The 23,568-nt window shown below is 71.0% G+C and carries 18 protein-coding genes and 1 pseudogene; 8 read left to right on the top strand and 11 right to left on the bottom strand.

Annotated features, from left to right (window positions below; all coding sequences use genetic code 11):
• Positions 1-189: 189 nt before the first annotated feature.
• The gene (locus tag ABZ794_RS31995) at positions 190-1,569 is read right to left on the bottom strand and encodes a DNRLRE domain-containing protein (protein ID WP_357519084.1); all 1,380 of its coding nucleotides are present in this window, start codon (positions 1,567-1,569) and stop codon (positions 190-192) included.
• A 220-nt stretch (positions 1,570-1,789) separates the two neighbouring features.
• Between ABZ794_RS31995 and ABZ794_RS31990 the strand changes: the two genes are divergently transcribed.
• From ABZ794_RS31990 to ABZ794_RS31975, 4 genes are all read left to right on the top strand, one after another.
• On the top strand, positions 1,790-3,115 hold the full coding sequence (locus ABZ794_RS31990; RefSeq protein WP_357519082.1) for an MFS transporter: 1,326 nt from the start codon (positions 1,790-1,792) through the stop codon (positions 3,113-3,115).
• Positions 3,112-4,095, top strand: coding sequence for a hypothetical protein (locus tag ABZ794_RS31985; protein ID WP_357519080.1), 984 nt, complete (start codon positions 3,112-3,114; stop codon positions 4,093-4,095). The genes ABZ794_RS31990 and ABZ794_RS31985 overlap by 4 nt, the downstream gene beginning before the upstream one ends.
• Before the next feature lie 121 nt (positions 4,096-4,216).
• On the top strand, positions 4,217-5,743 hold the full coding sequence (locus tag ABZ794_RS31980) for an alkaline phosphatase D family protein (RefSeq protein ID WP_357519078.1): 1,527 nt from the start codon (positions 4,217-4,219) through the stop codon (positions 5,741-5,743).
• 14 nt (positions 5,744-5,757) lie between these two features.
• Positions 5,758-7,074 carry a hypothetical protein gene (locus ABZ794_RS31975; RefSeq protein WP_357519076.1) on the top strand — a complete coding sequence of 439 codons (1,317 nt, stop codon included), beginning with the start codon at positions 5,758-5,760 and terminating at the stop codon, positions 7,072-7,074.
• Between the two features lie 82 nt (positions 7,075-7,156).
• Here the strand turns inward: ABZ794_RS31975 and ABZ794_RS31970 are convergent, their stop codons facing one another.
• The 4 genes and pseudogenes from ABZ794_RS31970 to ABZ794_RS31955 form a co-directional block, all read right to left on the bottom strand.
• Positions 7,157-7,723, bottom strand: coding sequence for a TetR/AcrR family transcriptional regulator (locus ABZ794_RS31970; RefSeq protein ID WP_210784036.1), 567 nt, complete (start codon positions 7,721-7,723; stop codon positions 7,157-7,159).
• A gap of 51 nt (positions 7,724-7,774) precedes the next feature.
• Entirely contained in the window at positions 7,775-8,440 is a 666-nt protein-coding gene (locus ABZ794_RS31965; RefSeq protein ID WP_357519074.1) for a hypothetical protein, read from the bottom strand.
• A complete protein-coding gene (locus ABZ794_RS31960) occupies positions 8,437-10,368 on the bottom strand; it encodes a PEP-utilizing enzyme (protein WP_357519072.1) in 1,932 nt (643 codons plus the stop codon). The genes ABZ794_RS31965 and ABZ794_RS31960 overlap by 4 nt, the downstream gene beginning before the upstream one ends.
• A 64-nt stretch (positions 10,369-10,432) precedes the next feature.
• Positions 10,433-10,849 (bottom strand): annotated as a pseudogene (locus ABZ794_RS31955) (PEP/pyruvate-binding domain-containing protein); the annotation flags it as partial.
• Positions 10,850-11,007: 158 nt separating this feature from the next.
• Between ABZ794_RS31955 and ABZ794_RS31950 the strand changes: the two are divergent.
• The 3 genes from ABZ794_RS31950 (at position 11,008) to ABZ794_RS31940 (ending at position 15,142) form a co-directional block, all read left to right on the top strand.
• On the top strand, positions 11,008-11,667 hold the full coding sequence (locus ABZ794_RS31950) for a M23 family metallopeptidase (RefSeq protein ID WP_210784039.1): 660 nt from the start codon (positions 11,008-11,010) through the stop codon (positions 11,665-11,667).
• Positions 11,668-11,741: 74 nt separating this feature from the next.
• On the top strand, positions 11,742-11,972 hold the full coding sequence (locus ABZ794_RS31945) for a DUF2188 domain-containing protein (RefSeq protein ID WP_210784040.1): 231 nt from the start codon (positions 11,742-11,744) through the stop codon (positions 11,970-11,972).
• 161 nt (positions 11,973-12,133) lie between these two features.
• Positions 12,134-15,142, top strand: a complete 3,009-nt coding sequence (locus ABZ794_RS31940) for a fibronectin type III domain-containing protein (protein WP_357519069.1) — start codon at positions 12,134-12,136, stop codon at positions 15,140-15,142.
• Between the two features lie 213 nt (positions 15,143-15,355).
• Here ABZ794_RS31940 and ABZ794_RS31935 read toward each other — a convergent pair whose 3' ends face one another.
• From ABZ794_RS31935 to ABZ794_RS31920, 4 genes are all read right to left on the bottom strand, one after another.
• Positions 15,356-16,339, bottom strand: coding sequence for a hypothetical protein (locus ABZ794_RS31935; RefSeq protein ID WP_357519067.1), 984 nt, complete (start codon positions 16,337-16,339; stop codon positions 15,356-15,358).
• A 16-nt stretch (positions 16,340-16,355) separates the two neighbouring features.
• Positions 16,356-16,901, bottom strand: a complete 546-nt coding sequence (locus ABZ794_RS31930; RefSeq protein WP_357519065.1) for a hypothetical protein — start codon at positions 16,899-16,901, stop codon at positions 16,356-16,358.
• Positions 16,902-17,172: 271 nt separating this feature from the next.
• Entirely contained in the window at positions 17,173-18,195 is a 1,023-nt protein-coding gene (locus tag ABZ794_RS31925; protein WP_357519063.1) for a DUF4331 family protein, read from the bottom strand.
• Between the two features lie 167 nt (positions 18,196-18,362).
• Positions 18,363-19,622 carry a glycoside hydrolase family 16 protein gene (locus ABZ794_RS31920; protein ID WP_210784045.1) on the bottom strand — a complete coding sequence of 420 codons (1,260 nt, stop codon included), beginning with the start codon at positions 19,620-19,622 and terminating at the stop codon, positions 18,363-18,365.
• A 378-nt stretch (positions 19,623-20,000) separates the two neighbouring features.
• Between ABZ794_RS31920 and ABZ794_RS31915 the strand changes: the two genes are divergently transcribed.
• Positions 20,001-20,399: a hypothetical protein gene (locus tag ABZ794_RS31915; RefSeq protein ID WP_112585399.1), complete on the top strand. Its 399-nt coding sequence runs from the start codon at positions 20,001-20,003 to the stop codon at positions 20,397-20,399.
• 19 nt (positions 20,400-20,418) lie between these two features.
• Here the strand turns inward: ABZ794_RS31915 and ABZ794_RS31910 are convergent, their stop codons facing one another.
• A complete protein-coding gene (locus ABZ794_RS31910) occupies positions 20,419-21,885 on the bottom strand; it encodes an aminotransferase class V-fold PLP-dependent enzyme (RefSeq protein WP_357519061.1) in 1,467 nt (488 codons plus the stop codon).
• Positions 21,875-23,560 (bottom strand): ATP-binding cassette domain-containing protein, encoded by a 1,686-nt coding sequence (locus tag ABZ794_RS31905; RefSeq protein WP_357519059.1) that lies wholly within the window; start codon positions 23,558-23,560, stop codon positions 21,875-21,877. The genes ABZ794_RS31910 and ABZ794_RS31905 overlap by 11 nt, the downstream gene beginning before the upstream one ends.
• Positions 23,561-23,568 lie beyond the last annotated feature (8 nt).

Genomic DNA, 23,568 nt, shown 5'->3' with positions numbered 1-23,568 from the left:
GCCCCCCCCGCCCCCCGCCCCCGCCCCCCCGGCCCCCCCCCCCCGCCCCCGCCCCCCCCCCCCCCCTGCGTTCCAACCCGACTCCGCGATCTTGCACTTTGTGTCGACGATCTGCGGCTTGTGCGGCAGAAGTCGGGACAGAAAGTGCAAGATCGACGGGGTGGGTGGGTGGGGTGGGGTGGGGTGGGGTTAGTGGCAGGTGTTGGTGCCGGTGTCTGTGTAGGTCTGGCCGGCTACTGGCACGAACTGCCAGTCGTAGCTGGTGGAGTGCAGGGTGAACTTGAGGACGCCCCAGGCTGAGCTGTTGCGCGCCTCGCTGTTGGGTTGGATGGTGCCGAAGCCGTAGTGGCCGGCGCCGCCCATCCCGGCGACGAAGCTGCGCAGACCTCGGCTGGAGTCGGCGCCACCGGCCGGGTTCATCGGGGCGAACCGCTCGTACACGTGGTTGTGCCCCCAGACCACGACGTCGGCGTTGTAGTCGTAGAGGGCCTGGTACAGCGGACGCGTCGACGTCGACGGCGCGTGGTTGGAGCTGGACGTGAACAGCGGGTGGTGCCAGTACGCGATGGTGCACGGCTTGCTGCTGGCGGCCAGGTCCGCGCGCAGCCACTGCTCCTGAGTCGACCCGGCCGACATGCTGATGTTCGAGTTCAGCGACACGACGTGCCAGTTGCCGAGGTCGAATGAGTAGTAGCCGCGACCGCTCGGGCCGGCCGACGTACCGAAGTAGTTGTAGTAGCCGGTCGCGCCCGACGTGTTGTAGTCGTGGTTGCCCGGCGACGGGCGGGTGCGGGACTTGTGCCGACCCCAGGTGGGCTCGTAGTAGTTGTTGAACTGCGACGCCGTTCCGCTGTCGTAGACGTTGTCGCCGGTGGTGAAGACCGTTCCCGGGATGCTGTCGAGCAGCGTCGCGGTGGCGCTGTCGCCGGAGCCCGAGTCGGCGATGTCGCCGGCACCGACGAACACGGGGTCGCCCGACGGGGGTGGCGTCGTGCTCCCGGTGGTGACCACCAGTTGCGGGGCGTCCGCGCCACTCTCTCGGGTGTCGTAGTAGGCGCCGTCGCCGCTGGTCGAGGTGGCGCCGAAGCTGTACGTGCCGTTGCCGGTGACCGCGGCAGTGACGTCGACCTCGTACCAGGTGTTGCCGCTGACCGCGCCGATCGTGCCGAGCGTGGCGCCGTCGATCGTCGGCTGGTTGTTCCAGGTGGTGCCGGTCTCCGACCAGGTCGTGTTGGACATCCGGCGGAACGTGCCGCCGGCGTCGCTGCCGCTGTTGCCGCTGATCGTGCGCAGTCGCAGCTTGGCGCCGGTCACCGTGCCGCTGACACCGCTCACTGTGAAGCGCAGGAACGAACGCCGCACGGGCGAGTTGTCGACCACTACCTGCGTGGACGTGCCGTAGTTGGTGGCGGCCGTGTCGCTCTGGACGTAGGTGTCGGCGACCGGCGTGAAGGTCATGCTCGCCGCCGACGCCGCGCCAGCGCCGGTCACGACGACGGCGGCGGTCGCGGCGACGATCACCGTGACCACCCCCAGCGTCACCGACGGACGGGGGAATCGAATGTCCATCCAGGACTCCTTGCCTCGTGGGTAGAGCGCAAGGAATGTAGGAAGGTCGATGAGACGGTGGGCGGCGGGCGGATGAACAGTGCGTCCCGGCAGGCGAACACCTCGGTGTTGGAAGTCCGTTCACCCGACCCTCGTCCGGATGCCACCCGCGGTCCGTTGTGCCCCCTCCACTGAGTACGGACGATGGCTGACCGTCGACCGCCGATCAGAGGAGATGCTCGTGTACCTGTCGACCGTCTCCCGACCGGTCGCCGATGAACCCGGATCGGGGCTCCGACGCCGCCGGTTCGCGATGGTCAGCGGCAACGTCGTCGCGCTCGGCACGGTCAGTCTGATCACCGACGTGTCGGCCGAGATGGTGGCCGCGGTCCTGCCGCTCTATCTGGTGCTGGGCCTGAACCTCAGCCCGGTGGCCTTCGGCGTGCTGGACGGTGTCCAGACCGGCGCGACCGCGCTGCTGCGGGTCGTCGGTGGTTTCGCCGCCGACCGGTTCCGACGGCGCAAGCTGATCGCCGGCATCGGCTACACGCTCTCGGCGGTCGCGAAGCTCGGCCTGCTGCTCGCCGGCCGGTCGATACCCGCCATCGGCGCCGTCATCGCCGTCGACCGGCTCGGCAAGGGTGTACGCAGCGCGCCGCGCGACGCGCTGATCACGCTCTCCACGCCACCCGAGGCGCTGGGTCGGGCGTTCGGGGTGCACCGGGCGATGGACAGCGTCGGGGCGTTCCTCGGGCCACTCGCCGCGTTCGCGGTCCTGCTGGTCGTCGGGCAGTCGTACGACGCGGTCTTCGTCACCAGCTTCTGCATCGCGGCCCTGGCCGTCGTGGTGCTCGTGCTCTTCGTCCGGGAGCAGCCGTCCGGCGAGGCGGCGGGCGGTGACGCGGCGGGCGGTGACGCGGCGGGCGGCGAGGCGGCGGGCGAGGCCAGCGACGCCAAGGTCTCCGTCCGCGAGGCGTTCGGGCTGCTGCGCGGCGGACCGGCCCGGCGGCTGGTGCTTGCCGCCGCGATGCTCGGGCTGGCCACCATCGGCGACGGCTTCGTCTACCTGCTGCTGCAACGCCGGATGGACCTCGGCCTGCGCTGGTTCCCGCTGCTCGCGGTGGGGACCAGCCTGGCGTACCTGCTGCTCGCCGCCCCGCTCGGCGTACTCGCCGACCGGATCGGTCGCCTGCCCGTGGTGATCGGCGGCTACACCGCCCTCGCTGCGACGTACCTGCTGCTGGCCGGCCCGGTCGACGGTTGGCCGCTGATCGCCCTGGCGCTGACGCTGTACGGCGCCTTCTACGCCGCCACCGACGGCGTGCTCATCGCGCTCGCCGGTCCGGTGCTGCCGGCGCGTCTGCGGACCACCGGAATCGCGTTGGTGCAGACCGGGCAGGCCCTCGCGTACCTCGTCTCCTCCGTGCTGTTCGGTCTGGCCTGGCAGGCGTGGGGGCCGGAGAACGCGATCCGCGCGGCGGCCGTGGCCGTCGCCGGCGTCCTGGTCGGCACGCTGCTCCTGCTGGCCTCCCCGTCCCGACTCACCACCCGGAAGGTGCTCCGATGACAGCGATGTCGACCCGAGCGAAGCTCGGCGTGGTGGTCGCCTCGGCAGTGCTGCTGGGCACCGTGGCGGCCGGCTACGCCGCCACGGCCGCGCAGGCTCCCCGGACGCCGCCCCCCGCCGGCGGCGAGCAGGCGGTCACCCTGGCACCCGGGCCGCGCCTGCTGGCGATCACCGACCGGCACGTCTCCACAGTCGCCGCGACCGACCCCGCCGGGCCGCGCACCGTCGCCGGCCTGGAGTGCCTCCGGGTGTACGCGGCGGCCGGCACCGGGGTCTGCCTGAAGCCGGAGACCGCCTGGTCGTACCAGGTTGTCGTGCTCGACGCGACGCTGCGCCAGACGAGGGCGGTCAGTGTGCCGGGGCTGCCGAACCGGGCCCGGGTCTCGGCGTCCGGCCGGATGGTCTCCTGGACGACGTTCGTCGGTGGCGACTCGTACACCTCCAGTGGCTTCTCCACCCGCACCGGGATCCTCGACACCCGTACCGGCACCACTGTGGCCTCCCTCGAGGAGTTCGGGATCACCCGGGACGGCCGGGCCTACCGCAACGCGGACGTCAACTACTGGGGCGTCACCTTCACCGCCGACGACAACCGCTTCTACGCGACAATGGCGACCGGGGGTAGGAGGTACCTCGTCCGGGGTGACCTCGCGGCCCGTAGCGTCGAGACGCTGAAGGAGAACGTCGAGTGCCCGTCGCTGTCACCGGACGGCACCCGGCTCGCGTTCAAGGAGGCGGTCGACGCCGACCCGGCGAAGGGCTGGCGGCTGTCGGTCCTGGACCTGTCGAGCATGCGGGTCACCGCGACCGCCGAGGTCCGCAGCGTCGATGACCAGGCCGCGTGGCTGGACAACGAAAAGCTGGCCTACACGCTGCGCCGGGACGACGGCCAGCCCGACGTCTGGAGCGTTCCGGCGCACGGGTCCGGCACGCCGGCGCTGGTGATCCCCGGCGCCGAGTCGCCGTCCCCGCTCACCTGACGGTCCGGTCCCCGGCCCCGGCGTCCGGACACCTGAACGCCTTTGCGCGGACAGCATTCCGTCATGCCGGATTCCGCCGCGCAGCCATCGCCGTTCATCGACGTTCCCGAGGCTGTTGACCATGACAAGGCTGAGCCGTCGCATCTTCGTCCTCGGTGGACTGGTGACCGCCGGAGCAGCGGTGACACCCCGCCAGGGTGCCCGCGCCGCGGTGCCGTACCCCTTCAAACTCGGTGTGGCGTCCGGTGACCCGGCGCCCGACAGCGTGGTCCTCTGGACCCGGCTGGCACCCTCCCCGCTCAACGCCGACGGGCACTGTGGCATGGCCAACGCCGACGTGACAGTGGAGTGGCAGGTGTCCGCCACCGACCGGTTCACCTCGCTGGTCGCCTCCGGCTCGGTGGTCGCCCGGTACGCCGACGCGCACTCCGTGCACGCCATCGCGGGCGGGCTCGCCGCCGACTCCGACTACTACTACCGGTTCCGGGCACAGGGCCAGATCTCGCCGGTCGGGCGGACCCGGACCGCCCCGGCGCCCAGCGCCTTCGGCCGCGACCTGGTGATGGCCTTCGCCTCCTGCGCCCACTACGAGGCCGGCTACTACACCGCGTACCGGCGGATGGCCGAGGACAACCCCGGCCTGGTCCTGCACCTCGGCGACTACATCTACGAGGGCGGCGTCGGCAGCTCCACGGTGCGGCAGCACGTCGGCGCCGAGATCGTGTCGCTGGCCGACTACCGCCGCCGGTACGCGCTGTACAAGTCCGACCCGGACCTGCAGGCGGCCCACGCGGCGGCGCCCTGGCTGGTGGTGCCGGACGACCACGAGGTGGAGAACAACTACGCCAACATGGTCCGCAACGACAGCAGCCCCACGCTGACCGCCGCCCAGTGGACCGCCCGGCGCACCGCCGCGTACCGGGCCTACTACGAGAACATGCCGCTGCGACCGGCGTCCGCCGCCAACGGCAACAGCATCCCGCTGTACCGACGGGTCCGGTGGGGGCAGCTCGCCACCTTCCACATGCTCGACACCCGGCAGTTCCGTGACGACCAGGCCTGCGGCGACGGTTGGAAGGTCTGCGCCGACGCGGACCTGGCGTCCCGGTCGCTGACCGGCGCCACCCAGGAGGCGTGGCTGCTCGACGGGCTGGCCCAGCGCTACGGCACCTGGGACATCCTCGGCCAGCAGGTCTTCTTCGCCCAGCAACTCGACGCGAACGGGGCGGCGAGCATGGACGCGTGGGACGGCTACCGGGCCTCCCGCAGCCGCATCCAGACCGGCTGGCAGCAGCGTGGGGTACGCAACCCGCTGGTGCTCACCGGCGACGTGCACCGGTCGTGGGCCAACGACCTCAAGGCCGACTACGCCAACCCCGCCTCGGCCACCATCGGCACCGAGCTGGTCTGCACCTCGATCAGCTCCACCGGCAACGGCAGCGGCAGCACCACGGTCCCGAACGCGGCGGCCAACCCGCACTTGAAGTTCTACTCGGACCGGCGCGGCTACGTCCGTACCACGATCAGCCGCAGCCAGGTCCGCGCGGACTTCCGCGCGGTGAACACAGTGACCGAGCACGGCGCGGCGGCGTCCACAGTGCGCTCGTTCGTCATCCTCGACGGCCAGCCCGGCCTGCAGGCCGGGTAAGGGAGAGAACCACAATGACCGCGATCACCGCACTGCTCACCGCGTCCCTGCTGGTCCCGAACGTGGTTCTCGGCCCGACCGCGATGACCGCCGAGGCGGTCACCTGGACCACCGCGAACAGCGTCGCCACCGGCGACCAGGACCTGCCCTCCATCGCCATGAACCGCAACGGCCACGTCGCCGTGGTCTGGGAGGACGACCGGGACGGCACCGCACCGCAGGACGACACCCACAGCGAGATCTACCTGCGGCTGTTCCGCGACGGCACGTCCGCGTACGAGCTGAAGCTCTCCACCGGGGGAACCAGCGGGGCCGCCTGGCGGCACCTCAGCCCCGACGTCGGGCTCGACGACCGGGGCAACGCCGTGGTGGTCTGGGCCGCCGACGGCGACGGCAACGGCGTCTACAACATCCAGTACCGGGTGGTGTCACCCGCCGGCACGGTGCTCGGCTCGGGGCAGGCCAACGCCAGCGACGCCGGGCAGCAGATCTGGCCGAAGGTCGCGGTCGACCCGGACGGCGCGCCCACCAACGCCGCCGCCGTCGGCTTCACAGTGGTCTGGGAGGACGTGCAGGGCACCGCTCCCGCCACCGTCAAGGCCGCCGGCTTCACCGCCGCCACCACCAAGGTGTACGAGGTGACCGCCTCGCAGACGACGGGCCCGCACCACCGCCCCGACGTCGCGGTGTCCGCCTCCGGCGAGGCGCTGGTGGTCTGGGACGAGGATGCCGACGCCAACGGCTCGTACAACATCGGGCTGACCCGGTTGGCGCGGTCCAACGGTGCCGTGGCGCTGTCGCGGCGGACGGCCAACGCCCAGAGCGGCGGGCAGCAGCAGCGTGCCTCGGTGGCGGCGAACTTCGCCGGTGACTTCACAGTCGGGTGGGAATCCGACCACACCGGCACCCGGGGTGTCTGGGCTCGATCGTTCACCGCAGCGGGCACGGCACGGCACGGCGAGGTTCCGGTCTCCACCGGCACCGGTGCCATCGCTCCCGGGATCGGCATCGACGACCAGGACAACGTGGTGGTGGGCTGGACGGTGTCCGGCGCCAACCCGGACGTCTGGGCGCGCGGCCTCAACCCGGACGGCACGTCCACCGGCCGGCTGGCGGCCCAGGCGCTGAGCCAGACCACGACGGGCCGCCAGGAGCACTTCGCGGTCGCCGCGTCGCCCTGGGGCGAGGTGAGCGTCTGCTACACCGACGACAACGACGGCAACACCTTCGACCAGGTGCTCCTCGGCCTGGGGACGACGAACTCCACCTGGCTGATGTCCGCCGACGAGCTGCGCCGACTGAAGGCTCGGGCGGGCGTCACGACCCACTGAGCCGGGCGGGATCCAGTCGGGTCGGGTGAAGTCGCGGTGTCCCGCTACCGGGGGCACCGCGACTTCGGCACCACCGAATCGATCAGCCGAAGAGCAGGTCGAGGTGGGCGTCCAGCGCGCCCAGCGCCTGTTCGGCTGTGTACTGCCCGCCCAGCAGGTAGACACCGAGCCCTTCCATCAGCGCCAGCAGGCCGGCCGCGGCGGCGGGGCCGTGCCGGTCGGGCAGGACGCCGGCGATGAACCCGGTGAATTGCGCGGTGTCCTCGTGCAGGCTGGGCGCGGCCGACGGTCGCACCGCCGTGTAGGCGAGGAACGCGAGCGCCACCCGTCCGTTGTCGCGGGTGCCGTCGTCGAGCGGCAGGAGCGCGGCGAGCATCGTGCGCAGCAGCAGTCGAGGCGACGGGGTCTCGCCCAGCCGCGCCACCGCCTCGGTGACCCGGAGTTGGCTGCGCTCGCGCACCACGCTCAACGCGAACGCCATCATCTCGTCCTTGGTCCGGAAGTAGTGCTGGACCATCCCGGCGGACACGCCGGCCTCGGCGGCCACGTGTCGGAGGCTGACGGCCTCCAGGCCCTGATCAGCGGCGACCCGCATCAGCGCGTCCGCGATGAGGGTGCGTCGCTCCTGGTGATCGACCTTCTTGGGCATGGCCTCGATCGTTTCACAGTGGGTGGCCCGGGGACTCCGCCAGCGCGGCGGTCACCGGCTGACGGTCTGGCTCACCGGAGTGCCCCGCGCGCTGCGCAGCAGGCCGTCCGGGTCGTCGGCGTACAGTCGCAGCTCGTTTACCAGCGTGGACCCGGTCTTCGGCAGGTCGAAGGTCAGCGGCCGGCGCAGCAGGACGTCGATGCTGGTCTGGCTGCCGACCGAGATGGACACCACCCGCCGGTCGCCCTCCTGCTCGACCTGTACCGATCTGCTCGACGGCAGCGAACGGTAGCGCTTTCGCAACGCCTCGACGTCAGTCCACGGGATCCAGACGTCGATGCCCCAGCTGAGCCGCACCCGCAGGCCCCGGTCGCCCACGACGTGGGGGTGGATCGTCATGCTGGCGAACAGGCCGATCATCCAGAGCAGACCCCAGATGCCGAGGCCGAGCACGATCCAGCGGGCGGGCCGCCACGGCACCACGTGGGTGACCACGACGTCGAAGATCGGGATCTCCACGACCGACAGGCCGATGAAGATGCCCAGGATCGGCTTGACCACGCCGAGGTAGCCGAACGGCTCGTCGCCGGGCCCCAGCGGCAGTGGGCGACGCCGCGCCCACACGTACAGGCTGCGCCACGTCGCGGCCTCGGCTTCGGCCGCCCGGCGCAGCAGCGGGCCCACCCGTGCCCTGGTCGGTGTCTTCGTGTCGGTCATTGTCGTCCTTCTTGCTCGGGGGCCGATGGTCCGTGCGGCGTGACGGTTCCGGCGCCGCCGTCCACCGTGACGAGCTGCCCGGTGGTGATGGTCCGGGTGGCGTCCGGCACGCAGATGACGGCGGGAATGCCGTACTCACGGGCCACCGTCGGGCCGTGCGCCATGATCGCGCCGGTCTCGGTGACCAGCGCCGCCGCGGTGAGGAACAGCGGGGTCCAGCCGGGGTCCGTGGTCGCGGCCACCAGGACTTCGCCGGGCTCGACGTGGGCGGTGCTCGGGTCGTGCACCACCCGGGCGGGGCCGGTCACCCGGCCCGCCGACGCACCCACTCCGGCGAGCGTCCCGTCGCCGGCCGGTGCGGCCGTCAGGACGGTCTCGACATCCGTACCGTCGGAGAGCAGTGCCACCGGCACCGTCCGACGCCGCAGCTCCCGACGGTGCACGGTCCGTCGGGAGGTGACGGTGCCGCGCAGATCAACACCCTGGTGTACGACGGTGTGCACCTCGTCGAGGGTCAGGAACATGATGTCGTCGGGCTGGTCCAGCAGGCCGGCGCCGTGCAGGTCGGCGCCGATGAGCAGCAGTTGGCGACGGGTCTCGCGCAGCGGGTACAGCCCGGCGAACTTGCCGGCCTCGCGCAGGCCGGCCAGCGACCGCGCCCGGCGCAACAGGAAAGCGGCGGCCCTGCCCCGCACCGGCCGCCGACGGCGCGTTCGGGTGACCAGTTCCTCCAGCGCTGTCTCCGCCGCTGACGCGGCCCGCTGGAAGCGCTGGTCGGGACCCTGCTGCGGATCGGTGACGCGCAGGTAGTTGGCGACCGCGGCGAAGACCGGCGTGGGGTCCTCCGCCCAGCGGGGCACCCCGAGGTCGACTTCGGCGACGCCCCGGTGCCCGTAGACGTCGAGGAAGGCCGCCATGCCGATGTCGGGCAGCGTTCCGCGCAGGTAAAGTGCGGCCAACTCGGCCGGCGGGGTGTCCAGGAGAAGCTGGCGGTGCTCGCCCACGCCCTGGGCGAGCCGCCACAGGGCCAGGTCCATCTCGATGGTGATGTTGTGCGGCATGCCGCCGAGCACGGTGTGGATCTCGTCCGGGCCGGCGACGCCCTTGAGCAGCGCGGTCGGCAGAGCGGCGGCGAGCATCCCGGCGACGATCGGCCACATGATCGCGTCGGCGCTGTCGTCGGCGTCGGCGTCGGCGTCCTGCGCCTGCACGAAGCGCAGCCGGTCGGCTGTGGTACGCAGGTCGGCGGGGGCCGCTGAGCTCACCCTCAGTTGCTCGATCGCCTCGAACATCCGGGTCCGCGCGGCCTCGGGACGGGCCAGCGCCCGCAGGATCCCCACGACCGCGCGGCGGGCCGTCCGCAGCGACGCGGCCCCCGGTGCCCCACCGTGCCGGGTGCCGCCGCTGGTCGGGGCGAACCGGGGATCGGCCAGCACGTGCTGCATCGCCGCCTGGGCGCGCGGCCCGAAGTCGACCGCCAGGAGCTTCACCAGTCGCTTGCGGGACGACCGGTCGCGGGCGAGGTCGGTCAGGTCGCCGTAGAGGCGGCCGCCGATGTCGACGATCTCGACCCGCACCCCGAGCGCGGCGAGCATCGCGGCGATCTGCGTGCGCAGGGTCGACATGCCCATCGGGGTGACCGGCTGCAGCATGCCCTGAACGTGCCCGAACTCCAGGTAGACGCGGGGGAGGGGCTTCTCGCTGAGCGGCGGGGCGGGGAACAGGCTGGTGATCGGCCGGGACTGGAGGAGCCACAGTACGTCGTCCGCGTCGATGGCCCACTCGACATCCTGCGGGCAGCCGAAGTGGGCCTGCAACCGCTCGCCGGTGCCGCGGAGACGGGCCAGCTGCGTGGACGTCAGGCATCCGGCCTCGGTGCGGGTGACGTCGTCGAGGATGTAGTGGTCGACGGCTGCGGCGCCGTCCACCACTTGTCGTGCCGAGGCCGGCAGCGGCGTCGACGGCCATCTCGTCGCGGCGCCCGGTCAGCGGGTTCGCGGTGAACAGCACTCCCGCCACAGTGGGTGTGACCATGCGCTGCACGACGACGGCCATCAGCACCGTTTGGTGATCGATGCCGTGGGCGTGGCGGTAGGCGGTAGCGCGGTCGCCGTGCAGCGAAGCCCAGCACTTCTCGATGGCGGCGATCAGCTCGGCGGTGCCGGTGACGTTGAGGACGGTGTCCTGCTGCCCGGCGAAGCTCGCATCCGGCAGGTCCTCGGCGGTCGAGCTGGAGCGCACCGCCACCGGGCCCGCGCCGAGCCGCTGGTACGCGGCGACGACCTCGGCCGTGGGGACGACGCCGAGCCGGTGTGCCTCGGTGGTGACGCAGAAGCCGTCGGGGACCCGCTCGCCGTGCCGGATCAGCTCGCCCAGCCCGGCCGCCTTGCCGCCGACCAGGGCGGTCATGGCGGCGATCACCTCGGACAACGCGATCACGTGCATGGCAGCCCACTCTCGTTGCAATACAACTGCATTGCACCTGACGGTATCTCGTTTGCGATGCGACTGCAATGTCACCGCTGCGGGTACGCCACCTCGGGATCGGAACGTTGCCGGGATCTGCCATGCTCGGGCCGGTGACGACCGGTCGCCCCACCAGATCCCGCTCCCACCGCCGCCCTCGAAGCCGTGCCATCCGCGTCCTGCTCGTGCTCGTCGCGGCGGCGGCCGTCCTGGGTGTCGCGGTGGTCGCGGTGCCGATGCTGCGACCGGCCGGGCCGCGCCCGCTCTTCCAGATGCCGGTGACCTGCGGTGAGACGTGGCAGCTCAGCACCTACCCCGGTCACGACGACTACGACGTCGACTTCTTCCCGGTCGAGGGCGAGACGTGGGGGCGGCCGGTGCTCGCCTCGTACGCCGGCACTGTCACAGTGGCGGGCATCAACGGCTCGCTGGGTGGCCGGACCCCGGAGAACCCGGACGGCCCACGGGGGCGCGGCGGCGGCTACTGGGTGAAGATCGACCACGGCGGCAAGTGGGAGACGCAGTACCTGCACCTGCTCGAACCGCCGCTGGTCACCGTCGGTCAGAAGGTCGCCCAGGGGGACCAGATCGGGCGGCTCGGCAGCACCGGAAACTCCGGAGCCCCGCACCTGCACTACGAGCAGCGCCGCGGCTGGGACAAGGTCGAGACCCACTTCGACGGTACGCCGTCCGGCATCACCACCGACGAACGCGAACAGATCCTGCGGCGGGTGAGCAACAACTGCCCGGCCGTCTCCTGAGGACCGCAGTTTGCCCGGCACGGCTCGGGGGCACTGATTCGGGAGACAGTTCAGACGCAGGGAGGGAGCGGGCCATGGCCAAGGGTGATGTCGACACGTACCACGAGGACGGGCAGTGGAAGAACAAGCCGGAGGGCCACGAGCGAGCCAGCAGCACGCACGACGTGAAGGCCGACGCGCAGGCCCAGGGCCGCGAGATGGCGGCCGACCGCGGCGTCGAACACGTGATCAAGAAGCAGGACGGCACGATCGGGGAGAAGAACACCTACCCCCGCAGCCGTGACCCCCGCGACATCGAGGGCTGACAGCTTCCCGTCCCAGCGGACCGACCTTCCCGGCGTGACCGTGGGGGTCGGTCCGCTTTTGCGCGGCGGGAAGCCAACCGGCTTTATCCCCGTACGAGAAATATGGGCTTTTTGGGGGATATAGTCCAAATCGGGATTGGAGTGAAAGCTGGGAGTGGGGCATGTCGTTTCCGGGCCGGCGTCGTCCGAGCAGCATCACAGCGCTGACGGTAGCCGTGACCGTGGGAGTTCTCGCGGTCGCGCCGCTCCCCGCCTCGGCGGCCGGGTCCGTCCTGTTCGACCAGCCGTTCCACAACAACACCCCGAACGGCGTCGGCGCGGTGGCGGTGCCGGGCGTGCCGGCCGCCACCGCGAGCAACGTCGCCTGCCTGAGTGCGGCAGGCAACTCGACGATCGGCCCGCTACTGAGCTGCCCAACGTCAACCGATCCGCAGGGCTCGGGCAAGCTGCGGCTCACCCCGGCTGTCGCGAACCGGCAGGGCGGGGTGTTCGGCGCGGTGAGCGTGCCCACCTCCCAGGGGTTGCACGTCACCTTCAACACCTATCAGTACGGCGGAATCAGCATCGGAGCGGACGGCCTGGCGTTCGCGCTGGCCGCTGTCGACCCCGCCAACCCGCGGTCCCCGGCGGTGATCGGCCAGTCGGGCGGATCCCTGGGCTACTCGGCGGCGTTCAACGGTGGCTCGGTGGGTCTGTCCAACGGCTATCTGGGCATCGGGCTGGACGTCTTCGGCAACTTCAGCAACAGCCTCTACCAGGGCACCGGTTGCACGAATCCGCCCTACATCTCGACCACGAACACGCGGGTCCCCGGCCAGGTGGTGATCCGGGGTCCGGGCCGCAACGGGGTCGGGTACTGCGCGATCAACAGCACCGCCACCAGCACCTCGTCGCCCGCCGTGGCGTTGCGCGCCAGCACCCGGGCCGCCTCGGTGGTGCCGGTCGAGGTGGTCGCCAACACCACCGCGTCCTCGTTCACCACCGACAGCGGCATCACCGTTCCGGCCGGGGAGTACCGGGTCAGGTTCACCCCGGTCGGTGGGTCGGCGCGGACCCTGGCCGGCAGTCTTCCGGTCGTGTCGCCGAACCTGTACCCGTCGCCGTCCTGGCTGAACGCCAGCGGTTACCCCCGGCAGCTTGCCTTCGGCTGGGTTGGCTCCACCGGTTCGGTCACGGACTTCCACGAGATCGACAACGTTCGGACGGTGAGCTTCAACCAGGTGCCGGACCTGAACGTGTCGCAGACCAGCGCGGTCGGAGCCACCCCGCAGCCCGGTGACCCGGTCACCTACTCGATCACCGCCGGGGTCGATGCCGGCGCCGCCGAGACGTCGCCGATCTCGGTCACGCAGACCGTGCCCACCGGTGTCGTACCGCGCAGCGCGTCTGGCTCCGGCTGGGTCTGTGCGGCACCGTCAGGGCAGACCATCACCTGCACCAACAGCAACGGGCCGTTCGCCGGCGGCAGCTTTCTGGCACCCCTCACGGTCGTCGCGACCGTCACCGGCACCGGCGTGACGCCGGCGCTGATCCAGACCGCGACGGTGGCGACCTCATCGTCGATCGACGCGAACCCGGGTTACTCCACCGTCACCACACCCGTTGCGCCGGCCGCCGCACCGAGCGGCGTCACCGTCACCCCGGCGCAGAGCTCCATCGCCGGTGGCATCGCGGTCACCGTCGGCGGCAGCAATCTGACCGGCGCAACAGCGATCACCATCGGTACGGCCGCCGACCAGCAGGCCGGCACGTCGGTGCTGCTGGTGCCGTGCACCTCCGGCCCCGCCGCCGGCTGTTTCACAGTGAACCCCGACGGCACCCTCGGCATCTCCGCCATGCCGGCCCGGTCCAGCCCGGCGACGGTCACGGTCAGCGTCGTCACCCGGGGCTCCGCCGGGTCGGCGACCTACGTCTACGCGTCCACGCCGGGCACGGCAGCCACGCCCACCGCGGTCGCGGGCGTCACCAGCGCCACGGTGGGCTGGACCGCGCCGGCGAGCAACGGCAGCCCGATCACCAGCTACCTGATCACCCCGACCCGGGACGGCGTCACCCAAGCGACAGTCACCTTCGACGCCTCCGCCACCAGCCGCACCCTGACCGGGCTGACCGCCGGCGCGTCGTACACCTTCCGGGTGGCGGCGGTGAACGCGTACGGGACCGGTGTGGCCAGCCCACCCTCGGCGGCGGTGGTCCCGTACACAGTGCCGGGGGCGCCGACGAACACCTCGGCCACCGCCGGAACCAACGCCGCCATGGTGAGCTGGACGGCCCCGGCCAACGGGGGGTCGCCGATCACCGGTTACACAGTGACGCCGTACCTCGCCGGGGTGGCGCAGACACCCCGGGTCTTCAGCGGAACCGCCACGACCCAGATCGTCACCGGGCTGAGCGCCGGTGCCACGTACACCTTCCGGGTGGCCGCGACGAACGCCGGCGGGACCGGCCCACAGTCGGACCCCTCCGGGTCGGTGACTGTCAACGCGCCGCCGACGCTGACCTTCCCACCGCCTCCACCCGGCAGGGCGTACGACCCGTACCAGTACCAGCTCACGGTGACCGGCGGCACCGGCCCGTTCGCCTGGTCGGTCAGCGCCGGGAGCCTGCCCGCCGGGCTGACCCTCGACCCGGTCACCGGCCTGCTCTCCGGCACGCCCACCGTGTCCGGCACGTTCCCGTTCACCGTCCGGGTGACCGACTCGTTCGACCAGTCCGCGACCCGACCGGTCGACCTGGTCATCACTCCGCTCGGTGGGCTCTCGATCAGCGTCCCGGCGATCTCGGCGCTCGGCACCGTCACCTCCGGCGCGACCGGCGTCTCGGGCCAACTCGGCCCGGTGACCGTCACCGACGACCGGGGGCCGTTCTCCGGTAACTGGGTCACCGTCGTCTCCAGTACGAGCTTCACCACGGGCTCCGGCTCGGGTGGCGAGACCATCCCCAACAGCACCATCACGTACGCCTCCGGGCCTCTCCTTGCCAGCACCGGAGTCGGATCCTTCGTCCCGCAGCCCGGGGCGGTGCTGAACACGCCGCGTACGGCCGCCGGGTGGTCCGGCCAAACGGGAGGCCCGAACTCCGCCACCTGGAACCCCACGCTGTTCGTGACCCTCCCGTCCGAGGTGGTGGTCGGCGACTATGTGGCGGTCGTGACGCACTCCGTCATCTGAACCCCGCCCCACACCCTCGCCCACTGCCCCCGCCTCGAGGATCATGGAGTTGTGGTGGGGGACAAATCATTCTGGTGGCGCCCGAGTCGACCACCACAAGTCCATGATCGACTCGGTCAGACGGTGCTGCCCGGCCGTTCCGGGGGGAACGGACGGTGCTGCCCGGCCGTTCCGGGGGGAACGGCCGGGCAGGTTGCTTGGCAGGGGCGGTGGTCAGGCCAGCTGGGTCCGGCGCCGCCGGACGAGATACCAGCCGCCAAGGGTGACCGGCACCAGCAGGGCGACGCCGCCGACCGTGTAGACCAGCCAACTCGGCCCGCCGGACGTCGCGACCGTCATCGGCGCCGCGACGGGTAGGACGATCTTCCCGGTCGCGGTGCGTTCCACGGTGCCGCTGGCGAGCTTCGCGTGCACGTCCCAGGTCCCGGCGGGCAGGGCCTGGTTGACCTCGATCCGAACCTGACCGCTCTGGCCGGGCAGGATCGTCACGCCGTTTGTCACCTTGAACGGACCGGCCTGGACCGCCGTCTTGGTCAGCGACAGAGTGCCGGTCATGTCCAGCGCGCGTTCGCCGGTATTGGTGACCTTCGCGGTGACCACGGGGAACTCGCCGGTGCCAGGCTCCGCGGCCAACCCTTCGATCCGGAAGTCCGTTGGCGGCTCACCACCCGGACCGATGTCGAGGTAGACCCGGATGCCCACCCGGTGGATCTGGGTGACGTTGCCAGTGCGTTCCTTCGCGCTGGTGACCTGCGCCCAGATCGCGGCGTACCGCTCGCCCTTCGATGCCTTCTTCGGCACGGCGAGCTCGACCTCGACCGGTCGTCGCTCACCCGGGTCCAACTCGATCGTGGCGGTCTTCAGCCGGATCCACCCGCTCAGTTCGTTGCCGGTACGCCCCTCGGGCACTGTGAAGGCGTTGTTCTCGACCGACGCGGCGCCGGAATAGAACTCGATCTTCTGCGTCTCGGCGGAGGTGTTCTGCACCTCGACCCGGCGGTTGATCGTCGCTCCGGGCTTCAGGTGATCCACGATGTAGACCTGGGCCCGGGGGTCCTGCACCCGACTGGCCGGGATGTCCAGCATCCGGATGCTGATCGCGGCTTCCTCGGCCGGCTCCTGTCGCTGCTCCCGCACGGCAACGGCCGGTGCCGCCGAAACCCCGAGCGCCACGAGGGCGACCGAGGCCAGCAGCACCAGCCGGCCGAGCGGCTCAGAACACCGAATGTGTCACCGTCCCCGTGTAGACACCTTGGACGGTGCCGACGGGCACGTCCACCACCAGGGTCGGGTTCCAGGTGGCGAAGTTGTTGCCGGTGCCGCCGGTGTGGCTCATCGCCGTTTGGGGGACGTTGATGATCACTGCTTGGGTGGCGGTGGGCTGACCCGGTGTGAAGGTGCCGCCACCAGCGGTCGCGGTCGGGGGACCCGACCAGTACTGGACGTTGATGTTGGGGATCGTCTCCCCGGAGGAGCCACCGCCGGTGACGAAGTCGGTGGAGATGACGTTGGCGGTCCAGTTGGGGGTGAGCGATCCGCGCTGGTCCAGCACGGTGACCGGGCCGAGCTGACCGGAAACGGTCGAGCCCTCCACGCCGTGGCCGATGTTCGCCGTCGCCGGCACCGTGATCGACAGGCCGCCGGCGGCGTCGACGGTGAGGGTCACGATGGTGTCGCCCGTGGTGTCCGCGGCGGCCGGTCCGGCGAGCGCGACGACGGCGGCAACGCCGGCCAAGCCTGCGAGAATCTTTCTGCGCATCGAGTCTCCTATGTCCCAAAGTGCCCTGGTGAGCACTTAAGAGAATAACTACGCAAAACGCCCATATTGGCCGAATGGTGCGTGCGTCACCCGGTGGGCGTTCGAAGATCGCGCTCGGTCCGGGACGTAGTGGTGTCGCGTGCGCGGGAAGGGCTACTTTCCTCAATCAAGGACGATCATGGATCGGCCAGTCATGTGCGTTCGGCCCTCGCGGAGGGCGCGCACGGCAAGGGCTCGGCGCCCTGCCGGCCGCCGAGCCCTGCGAGCGAATTCAGGCCGCGACCACGTACGGGAACGTCGCGGAACGGGCGGCCTTGGTGACCTCCGAGGTGAGGCCGGCGGTGGTGCCGGTGTTGAGGATCAGGGAGAACATGACCTCGGGCACGTTGTCGGCCAGGGTGCGCCCGTTGCGGACCGCGAAGCCGAAGTTCGCGGCCGTGCCGACCTTGTACGAGAGCAGGTCGGGGTAGAGCTGCCGGGCGACGCTCCAGCCGTACGCCTGCGGGTCCGGTGCGGTGCCGTTCGCCTTGACCACCCCGGCGACCGCGTTCGCGATCTCCTCCCCGCCCTCGGTGAGGTCGTTGCTGGGGTGCCGGAAGTTGGCGGGGTCGGAGAAGTCGGTGTCGTGGGGCCAGAAGATCGGCCACATCATGGGGTGGCCGGCGCGGTTGATCTGGCGCCATCCGCCGGCGTCGGTGGCCAGCATGGTGCGACACCACACGCCGATCTCGGTGCCGTCGCGCAGCAGCGGCTCGTCGTGGGAGACCTCAAGGACTATCGACTCGACTGTGGTGCCGGCGAAGCTGTTCTTGGCCTGGTCGACTCGCCACGCCGACCGGTCCACAGGCGAACCGTTCTTGACCGCGCCGTTGATGGTGGCGAGTTCGTCGAGGTCGACGTAGAAGGGGTCGGTGATCCGGCCGGCCCAGATCCGGACGTTGCCGCCGGTGGTCACCTCGCCGGTGCGGCCTTCGGCGATGGGGGTGCCCATCGCGGCGTCGTCGCGGGCGTCCGCTCCGGGGAGCTCGTACAACTGGAGGGCCTGCCGGGCTTCGCCGTCCGGCTCACCGAAGGCGAACCGGTAGGTCAGGTCCTCCACGGCGGTGCCATTGATGTGGATCTTGATCTCGTAGCGCGCCTCGGCGTGGAAGCCGCGCTTGATGTCGGCCTTGGTCACCGAGCTGTTGACGTCCATGACGAACACCGTGGCGCGGTCGCCGTTGAAGACGTACAGGTCGTCGATGTGCAACTGGCCGTCCTGGGCGGCCAGGGGCGTATCGAGGTGGTGCGACATGAGCTCACTCCCGGAACTGCCGGATTCTGGACTAATCCGAACATAGTGGGCATGAGCCTGGCCTCCCGCCCATCGAGTCAATCTGGTTCGAGGAGGTGGGCGGGGCTCCAACGGCGGTGGGCCGCCCGAGTTCTCCTCGGACGGCCCACGCCTTCGTGCTCGGGTGATCAGATGCGAGACCATTTCTGGTTGGCGGCGCCGAGGCAGTCCCACAGGTGCAGCTTGCCACCGTTGTTGGGGTTGGCCTCCCGTACGTCCACGCACTTGTTGGCGTTGAGGTTGACCAGGTCGCCGGAGGCGTTGAGGGTGAAGCGTTGCGCGGTGTTGCCGTTGCAGCTGACCAGGTTGACCTCGGTGCCGTTGGCGGTGCCGGCCCAGGCCGGGTCCATGCACTTGCCCATCGCGCGGACGGTCCCGTCGGAGGCGAAGGTCCAGCTCTGGGCCGCCGTGGTGTTGCAGTCCCAGATCTGGAGTTTGGCGCCCTCGACCGGGTTGGCGCCGGGGATGTCGATGCAGCGACCGCTCTGCGCGCCCCGGATCCGGTTGGTGCCGGGAGTCGGGTCGCCCCCGCCGCCCGAGGTGTAGCTGGACACCCGGACGTAGTCGACGAGCATCTGCTGTGGGAACTGGGTCGAGCCGTCGGGGTAGCCGGGCCAGTTACCACCGACCGCCACGTTGAGGATCATGAAGAAGGGGTGGTCGAACACCCAGCGGTTGCCGCCGAGCCGAGCGGGATCGACCCGGTGGTACTGCACCCCGTCGACGTACCAGGTGATGACGTTCGGCTCCCAGTCCACCCGGTAGGTGTGGAAGGTGTCGGCGAGCGGCGCGCCGAGGGTGCGGCTGCCCGTGATGCCGCCGCCGCCGGAGTAGCCGGGCCCGTGCACGGTGCCGTAGACGGTGTTGGGCTCCCGGCCGATGTTCTCCATGATGTCGATCTCGCCGGCGTCGGGCCACCCGCCGCCGGTGCCGAGCATCCAGAAGGCCGGCCAGATGCCCTGACCACGCGGGACCTTGATCCGGGCCTCGAACCGCCCGTACGTCTGGGTGAAGGTGGCCGCCGTCAGCAACCGCGCCGACGTGTACTCGCAGCGCCCGTAGTGGCACTGGTAGTTGGCGGGATTGTCCCGGCGGGCGGTGATGACCAGGTTGCCCTGGCCGTCGTGGACGGCGTTGCTGGTGCTGTTCGTGTAGTACTGCCGCTCGTTGTTGCCCCAGCCGCCGCCACCGGTGTCGAACCGCCACTTGTTCTGGTCGACGGGTGTGCCGGCGGGGGAGTTGAACTCGTCCTGCCAGCTGATGGGGCCGATGGCGGCCTCGGCCCGGTCGGGGTTCGCCGGGACGACGAGCGCCGTCGCTGTCGCGACGAGGGCGGCCGCCAGGAGTACGAGGGGGCGGAAGCGGAGGCTGGGCCGGTCTGTGAACACGGGAGGCTCCTCAGCTTGGGGGTGATGGAGGCGGTTGACCAGGATAGAGAGCGCTCTCTAAAGCGAAGCATGTCGATATCATTTCTTTCTGTCAAGAGTGTTTCCAATATCACGACCGTCCGTTACCGCCCGATGCTGACCAGTGAGCGGTCGAGCGCCGACACCGGTCGTCGCCGTGGCATCGCTCGATGCCTCCGAGATGGACAAGGCTGACCCATCGAGGGAGTTCGGCGCGGCCGAGGGTTACTCGATAGCGGTCGAATCGACCTTTCCTATTGCCGTGGGGCGTCCACGCGGGACAGGATGACGAGGCGTGCCGGAAACTTTCCCGTAACCTGCGCGCTGCTGGTCTCTGTCACAAGGAAGTGGGAGTCAGTCATGAGTGAGGCGTCGACGGCGCTGGGTGTGCGCCTCTACCCGGATCTGGTCGAGCGGGGTGGCCTGGCCCCCGCGCTGATCGAAACCGCTGCCCGCCACGGGCTCGACGTCGGCCGGGTGACCGCGCCGGAGCAGGGGCGGGCCCGGTTCACCTGCGCCGAGCTGCACTCCGACGAGGGCGTGGTCTGCGTGGGGCTGGGCTCGCAGGCCCGGTACTTCATGATTGACCTGCGCGTCTCGGGAGAGGTTCTCGCCCGCGGTGACGTCATGGATCTGGTGCAGGTTGCCCAGGTGGCCGCCGCCTGGCGGGCCGGCCTGACGTTCGCCGAGCTGACCGCCCGGTTCCCGTTCATGGAGGAGATCAAGCACCGCCCGGCGCCGGTGGCCCAGGTCAGCTAGTCGGCGGGGTCGGGGCAGGTCAGCAGCGCAGCCGAGGTGGCAGTGGTGACTCCGTACCGGCGCTCCGATTGAGGTAGGTCGACTGGACGAAGTCGACGAGGCGCTCCGCGTCGGTCGCAATCGAGGCCAGTCCGAACGAGACGCGGACCGCGCCGCCCGTCGGCAGCCCCAGCGCGGCAAGGTACTGGTCGATCGTGTCGACCCCCGCCAACAGCCGCTGCCGCATCGACGTCCGGCTCATCCCGAACGCGCCCTCGGCCGCGCCCGGGTTGCAGAAACAGCCGGTACGCAGGGAGAGACCGGCCGTTGCCGCCTCCCGCGCCACGAGCCGTTCGTCGACCAGCGTGCCGTCCGGGTGACGGAGGTTGAAGGTCACAGTGCCACCGCGCCCCGCACCCGTCGTCGGCCCGTACACCTGGACCAGCGGCCCGCCGGTGTCGTGCCGCAGGGTGGCCAGCCGCTCCAGCAGCCACTCGGTGAGCAGGCCGACCCGGGCGTGGACGAGGTCCACGCCGATCGAGTCGAGCCAGCCCAACCCGAACTCCACGTCCGGGATGCTCAGGAAGTTGAGTGTGCCGTCCTCGAACGCCGACTCGTCGTCCATCGGCCGGTGCCAGTCGCCCTGCACGCTCACGGCGCGGATGGTGCCGCCGGCGAACCACGGCCGGCGCAACCGGGCCAGCGCGGAACGGCGAGCCAGCAGCGCGCCGACCCCGGTGGGGTAGCCGAAGAGCTTGTACCAGCTCAGGCAGACGAAATCCGGCCGGACGACGCTGAGGTCCAGCCGGTTCGTCGGCGCGAAGGCGGCAGCGTCGAGCAGCACGTCGTAGCCGCGCTGGTGGGCCAGCTCCACCCAGCCCAGCGGGTGCTGCACACCGGAGAAGTTGCTCTGCGCCGGATAGGCGAACAGCCCGCGTCGACCGGGCCAACCCCACCGACGGGCCAGCCCGCCACTGCCGGCGTCGAGCGCCGCGACCAGGTCCGACTCGGCAACTCGCAGCTCCGGCCCGTTCAGCGGCAGGTAGCGTACGGACGCGCGAGCCGACCGGGCGTACTCACGAATGCCGTTGACCGAGTTGTGGTTGTCCCAGGTGAGCACCAGCGGCGCGGCCCGGCCGAAGTCGTACGCCTCGCCCACCAGCCGGCAGGCGCCGCTGGCGTTCGGGGTGAAGATGACCGCGTACTCGGCCGGGTCGGCGCGGAAGAAGTCGAGCACCGCGCGTCGCGCCGAGTCCACCAGTGAGCCCGCCGCCACGCTCGTGGGGTTCTCCGAGTGGGGGTTGCTGTACAGGCCGGCGAGCAACCGGTCGTGGTGGGAGCGAACCTGGGCCTGGGCGGCCACCCCGGCTCCGGCGTAGTCGAGGTACACCTGCCCGTCGGTGTCCAGGTGTCGGTACTCGGTGGCGCGCAGTTCGTCGATCCGGCCGGTGGCGGCGTACCCCGGCAGCGCAGTGGGGGAGGCGGGCGGCGCCGGGTCAGGACGCACGACGGGGATCCCGTCGGAGCAGGACCGCCCAGGCGGCGCCCAGGAAGAGCAGCACGAAACCGCCGAGCACCAGCCAGTCGACCCACACCGGCCGGGAGAAGCTGTCGCCGTACGTGGCCAGCAGCGGCGGGCCGAGCGGAGAGCCGCCGTCGCGCCAGAGCCGCTCCACCCCGGCGGTGTGCCCCAGGCCCTCGAACGCCCACCGGTTCGACATCGCGTAGCTGAGCCACTGACCGCCGGCCGCCATCGCCGGCACCGGCAGGATCGCGCCGACGAACAGCACCTGTGGGAAGCAGAGCATCGGCAGCATGAGCGTCGCCTGGGCCGGGTCGGACACGGCCGCCGAGCAGAGCAGACCGAGGGCGAGCGCCGCCGCCGAGGAGAGCAGCAGCGTCGCGTACAGGGCGGCGAAGTCGGCGCCGCCGACCGGCGGCAGCCGGTCCATGCCGCGCAGTACCCCGAGCAGGGCAAGGTCCACCACGGCCAGCAGCGGCAGCAGCACCGCGACCTTCGCCAGCAGGTACGGGACCAGTCGGACACCGGCCAGCCGCTCCCGGCGCAGGATCGGCAGCTCGGTGCAGATCTGGAGGAGCCCGTAGGTCAGCCCGAAGAAGAAGCCGCCGAACGCGATCCAGAACAGGATCATCACGGTCACCGTCGGGCTGGGTCTGGTCGGCTCGAACGCCCCCGGGCGGAACAGCAGCGCGAACATGCCGAGCACCATCAGCGGCGAGCCGAGCAGGATGGCCAGGGTCAGCCGGTTGCGGACGACGATCTCCGTGTTGCGCGCGGTGAGGACCGCCCATTGGCGCAGCCGGCCGACGCGCCGGGGCGGCGTCGCGGCGGCGTCACCGTCGCCGGTGGTACGCGGCGGCGGTTCGGCCGCGCGTTGCTCGGCGAAGCGATCGGGCCACTCGGCGGGTTGCGTCGCTTCGTCGAGCCGGAGGTGCACCTCGGCCAGGGACCGCAGGCCGAAGAACTCCCGGGCGGCGGTCGGGGTGCCGGTGAACGCCAGCCGGCCCTGACGGGTCAGCACGACGACCCGGTCGCAATGGTCCACGTCGGTGATCTGGTGAGTGGTCAGCACGACGGTGGCGCCGGTGTCGGCCAGCGCGCGGAGCACCCGGAGCAGCTCCACGGCGATCGCCGGGTCCAATCCGGAGGTGGGCTCGTCCAGGAAGAACACGCCGGGTCGGGTGAGCAGCTCGACGGCGATGCTGGCGCGCTTGCGTTCACCGCCGCTGAGCAGACCGACCGGCGTGGCGGCCCGGTCGGTGAGCCGCAGCTCGGCGAGCACCTCCGCGACCCGGTCACTGATCTCGGCCGGCCCGGTGGTGGAGGGCAGACGCAGTCGGGCGGCGTAGCGCAGGGTGCGGGCCAGGGGCAGCTCGCGGTGGATGATGTCGTCCTGCGGAACGACACCGATGGTGCCGCCCGCGGTGGTGCCGTCGTACGTCAGGGTGCCCGCTGCCGGTCGCTGTACCCCGGCGAGGATCTCCAACAGGGTGGTCTTGCCGGCGCCGCTGGCGCCGATGATCGCGACCAGCTCGCCCGGCGCGATGCTCACTGAGATGTCGGTCAGGATCTGGCGACCGCTCCGGACGCTCTGGCCCAGCCCCTGAGCGGCGATGCCGACACCGGCACGCGGGGGAGACGTGGTCTGCTCGGTCGTCATGTCGAGTG

The organism is Micromonospora sp. NPDC047187, from assembly GCF_040643355.1.
Classification (GTDB): Bacteria; Actinomycetota; Actinomycetes; order Mycobacteriales; family Micromonosporaceae; genus Micromonospora; species Micromonospora salmantinae.
This window is presented reverse-complemented; position numbering and strand designations above follow the sequence as displayed.

Bases quoted from the DNA above. Each gene is read 5' to 3' on its own strand.
- ABZ794_RS31995 (WP_357519084.1), bottom strand. From the start codon at position 1,569: ATGGACATTCGATTCCCCCGTCCGTCGGTGACGCTGGGGGTGGTCACG.
- ABZ794_RS31985 (WP_357519080.1), top strand. From the start codon at position 3,112: ATGACAGCGATGTCGACCCGAGCGAAGCTCGGCGTGGTGGTCGCCTCG.
- ABZ794_RS31980 (WP_357519078.1), top strand. From the start codon at position 4,217: ATGACAAGGCTGAGCCGTCGCATCTTCGTCCTCGGTGGACTGGTGACC.
- ABZ794_RS31975 (WP_357519076.1), top strand. From the start codon at position 5,758: ATGACCGCGATCACCGCACTGCTCACCGCGTCCCTGCTGGTCCCGAAC.
- ABZ794_RS31970 (WP_210784036.1), bottom strand. From the start codon at position 7,723: ATGCCCAAGAAGGTCGATCACCAGGAGCGACGCACCCTCATCGCGGAC.
- ABZ794_RS31965 (WP_357519074.1), bottom strand. From the start codon at position 8,440: ATGACCGACACGAAGACACCGACCAGGGCACGGGTGGGCCCGCTGCTG.
- ABZ794_RS31950 (WP_210784039.1), top strand. From the start codon at position 11,008: ATGCTCGGGCCGGTGACGACCGGTCGCCCCACCAGATCCCGCTCCCAC.
- ABZ794_RS31945 (WP_210784040.1), top strand. From the start codon at position 11,742: ATGGCCAAGGGTGATGTCGACACGTACCACGAGGACGGGCAGTGGAAG.
- ABZ794_RS31940 (WP_357519069.1), top strand. From the start codon at position 12,134: ATGTCGTTTCCGGGCCGGCGTCGTCCGAGCAGCATCACAGCGCTGACG.
- ABZ794_RS31930 (WP_357519065.1), bottom strand. From the start codon at position 16,901: ATGCGCAGAAAGATTCTCGCAGGCTTGGCCGGCGTTGCCGCCGTCGTC.
- ABZ794_RS31925 (WP_357519063.1), bottom strand. From the start codon at position 18,195: ATGTCGCACCACCTCGATACGCCCCTGGCCGCCCAGGACGGCCAGTTG.
- ABZ794_RS31915 (WP_112585399.1), top strand. From the start codon at position 20,001: ATGAGTGAGGCGTCGACGGCGCTGGGTGTGCGCCTCTACCCGGATCTG.
- ABZ794_RS31905 (WP_357519059.1), bottom strand. From the start codon at position 23,560: ATGACGACCGAGCAGACCACGTCTCCCCCGCGTGCCGGTGTCGGCATC.